General features: G+C 72.6%; 3 protein-coding genes. 2 read left to right on the forward strand and 1 reads right to left on the reverse strand.

What is annotated here, in order from left to right:
• On the reverse strand, positions 1 to 585 hold a 585-nt coding region (locus GTW43_RS18700; RefSeq protein WP_343246054.1), incomplete at its 3' end, for a PucR family transcriptional regulator ligand-binding domain-containing protein.
• Positions 586 to 802: 217 nt separating this feature from the next.
• Here GTW43_RS18700 and GTW43_RS18705 point away from each other — a divergent pair.
• Together GTW43_RS18705 and speB are read left to right on the forward strand one after the other, a co-directional pair.
• Positions 803 to 2,269, forward strand: coding sequence for a sodium:solute symporter (locus tag GTW43_RS18705; RefSeq protein ID WP_161303172.1), 1,467 nt, complete (start codon positions 803 to 805; stop codon positions 2,267 to 2,269).
• Positions 2,270 to 2,312: 43 nt separating this feature from the next.
• Positions 2,313 to 3,308, forward strand: a complete 996-nt coding sequence (gene speB / locus GTW43_RS18710; protein WP_161303173.1) for an agmatinase — start codon at positions 2,313 to 2,315, stop codon at positions 3,306 to 3,308.
• Positions 3,309 to 3,422 lie beyond the last annotated feature (114 nt).

Consider the following 3,422-nt stretch of genomic DNA (forward strand, 5'->3'; position numbering starts at 1 on the left):
TGCCCCCGCGGCGTCCAGTTCCCGGCCGTCCGCGGTGACCGCCACCGCGTAGCCCCCGGTGCGCTGGGCGAGCTGGCGCAGCACCGCCCGGACGGGACCGGGCCGGGCCGCCGCCGAGGCGAGCGCCTGCTGCGCCTCGGTGACCCGGCGCAGCTCGGCGTGGCGGGCCTGCGCCATCAGCTCCCACACGGCGCGCGCGATCCCGCTGAACGGGACGGCGGGCGGCACCTCGACCAGCGGCAGCCCGTGCGCGTCGCAGGCGGCGACCAGTGCGGGCGGCACCGTGTCGTGCACCGGCGCCACGCCGAAGCCCAGGGCGACGGCCCCGCCCGCGACGACCCGTGCGGCGTACGCGTCGAAGCCGGTGTCCGCGTCGAAGGCGGTCTCGCCCGCCTGGACGCCCGCGGTCAGCAGCAGCTCGCCGCCGAGCAGGTAGGGCCGCGGGTCGGGCAGCTCGGAGGTGTGCGCGCCGTGCACGAGGACCCCGGCGGGGTCGGGCCCGGCGATCTGGCGCAGCCCGAGGTCGGTGCGGGCGAGCAGCGCGGCGAGGGGGACGCCCGAGGTGGGCGGTGCGGGCACCGGCACAGTGGATGAATCCTCCGGTGAAGAGGGATGGAGTGGAGGAAACGTACACTTCAGTGTCGCTGGACGGCCACCTACATTCGTCTCGACATGACCGGTGGGCGCGGGTACGGGCGGATGTCCCCGTCGCCGAACGGCTGCCCCCGCCGCACCGCGCGGGCGCCGCCGAGCCGGACCACCCAGCACGACACGCCACCGAGGTGTGCAAAGGAGGTCGTCCATGGCCGTCGACTACATCGTGATCGTCGCCTACCTGGCCGGCATGCTGGCCATGGGCTGGTGGGGCATGCGCCGCGCCAAGTCCAAGAGCGACTTCCTCGTCGCGGGCCGCAGGCTCGGCCCCGCGATGTACTCCGGCACCATGGCGGCGATCGTGCTCGGCGGCGCCTCCACGATCGGCGGCGTCGGCCTCGGCTACCAGTACGGCCTGTCCGGGGCCTGGATGGTCTTCACCATCGGCCTGGGCATCCTCGCCCTGTCGCTGTTCTTCTCGGCGCGCATCGCCCGGCTGAAGGTCTACACCGTCTCCGAGATGCTCGACCTGCGCTACGGCGGTCGCGCCGGACTCATCTCCGGCGTCGTCATGTGGGCGTACACGCTGATGCTCGCGGTGACCTCGACGATCGCGTACGCCACGATCTTCGACGTCCTCTTCGACGTGCCCCGCACGCTCGCCATCGTCATCGGCGGCACCATCGTCGTCGCGTACTCGACGCTCGGCGGCATGTGGTCGATCACCATCACCGACATGGTGCAGTTCGTCGTGAAGACCATCGGCGTCCTGATCATCCTGCTGCCGGTCGCCGTGGTGAAGGCGGGCGGCTTCAGCGAGATGAAGGAAGCGCTGCCCACCTCGTACTTCGACCCGCTGGGCATCGGCGGTGAGACGATCTTCACGTACGTGCTCATCTACACGTTCGGCATGCTCATCGGCCAGGACATCTGGCAGCGCGTCTTCACCGCCCGCACCGACAAGGTCGCCCGCTGGGGCGGCACCGTCTCCGGCGTCTACTGCCTGCTCTACGCGATCGGCGGCGCCGTCATCGGCACCGCGGCCAAGGTCATGTACCCGACCGGGCTCGGCACCGCCGACGAGGCGTTCGCCCGGATCGTCAAGGACGAGCTGCCCGTCGGCGTCCGCGGCCTGGTCCTGGCCGCCGCGCTCGCCGCCGTCATGTCGACCTCCTCCGGCGCCCTGATCGCCTGCGCCACCGTCGCCAACAACGACATCTGGAAGCGGCTGCGCGGCATCCCGGCCGACAGCGGCGACGGCCACGACGAGGTCCGGGGCAACCGCCTGTTCATCCTCGTCATGGGCGCCGCCACGATCGTCACCGCGATCGCGCTGAACAACGTCGTCGAGGCGCTCACCGTCGCCTACAACCTGCTCGTCGGCGGCCTGCTCGTGCCGATCCTCGGCGGCCTGCTGTGGCGCCGCGGCACCGCCGCGGGCGCCCTCGCCTCCATCGTCGTCGGCGGCGTCGCCGTCATCGGCCTGATGTGGCACTACGGCATCCTCGCCAACGAGCCGGTCTACTACGGCCTGTCCGCCTCCCTGCTCACCTACCTGATCGTCTCCCTGGCCACGAAGGCCACCGACGCCGCCGTCCTCGCCCACTGGCGCGAGCGGCTCGCCGGGCGCGGCGGCGAGACCCAGGAGCCCGCGGCCACGGCCGCCGCCCAGTAACCCCGACCAGCTCCACCAGCGTTCGAAAGAAGGCATGCGCGCCATGAACAGCAACGAGACGCCCCGTGTCCCCGACGGCCCCACCGGTGCCGTCGGCCCGGTCGACTCCTCCCGGATCCCGCGCTACGCGGGCCCGGCCACGTTCGCCCGCCTGCCCCGCCTCGACGAGGTCGCCTCCGCCGACGTCGCCGTCGTCGGCGTGCCCTTCGACACCGGCGTCTCCTACCGGCCCGGCGCCCGCTTCGGCGGCAACGCCATCCGCGAGGCCTCCCGCCTGCTGCGCCCCTACAACCCGGCGCAGGACGCGTCCCCCTTCGCGCTCGCCCAGGTCGCCGACGCCGGTGACATCGCGGCCAACCCGTTCAACATCAACGAGGCCGTCGACACCATCGAGGCCGCCGCCGACGACCTGCTCGGCTCCGGCGCCCGCATGATGACCCTCGGCGGCGACCACACCATCGCGCTGCCGCTGCTGCGCTCGGTCGCCAAGAAGCACGGCCCCGTCGCGCTGCTCCACTTCGACGCGCACCTCGACACGTGGGACACCTACTTCGGCGCCGAGTACACGCACGGCACGCCGTTCCGCCGGGCCGTCGAGGAGGGCATCCTCGACACCTCCGCCCTCTCCCACGTCGGCACGCGCGGCCCGCTCTACGGCAAGCAGGACCTGACCGACGACGAGAAGCTCGGCTTCGGCATCGTCACCTCGGCGGACGTCTACCGCCGCGGCGCCGACGAGGTCGCCGACCAGCTGCGCCAGCGCATCGGCGACCGGCCGCTGTACATCTCCATCGACATCGACTGCCTCGACCCGGCCCACGCGCCCGGCACCGGCACCCCCGAGGCCGGCGGCATGACCTCCCGCGAGCTCCTGGAGATCCTGCGCGGCCTCGCCTCGTGCAACCTGGTGTCGGCGGACGTCGTCGAGGTGGCGCCCGCGTACGACCACGCCGAGATCACCGCGGTCGCCGCGTCGCACACCGCGTACGAGCTGACCACGATCATGTCCCGGCAGATCGCGTCCGCTCGCGGCGAGTGACACTGGTGACGACCGGGCCCTTCGCCGTAGGTGGTTCGGTCCGGTCGCGACTGCGGGTGCGTCGTGGCTGATCGCGCAGTTCCCCGCGCCCCTGAAGGCTTGCGGCTTCGCCGC

It is taken from the genome of Streptomyces sp. SID5785 (assembly GCF_009870065.1).
Taxonomy (GTDB): Bacteria; Actinomycetota; Actinomycetes; order Streptomycetales; family Streptomycetaceae; genus Streptomyces.

Excerpts from the sequence above, each read along its gene's own strand:
- GTW43_RS18705 (WP_161303172.1), top strand. The coding sequence starts at position 803 with ATGGCCGTCGACTACATCGTGATCGTCGCCTACCTGGCCGGCATGCTG.
- speB (WP_161303173.1), top strand. The coding sequence starts at position 2,313 with ATGAACAGCAACGAGACGCCCCGTGTCCCCGACGGCCCCACCGGTGCC.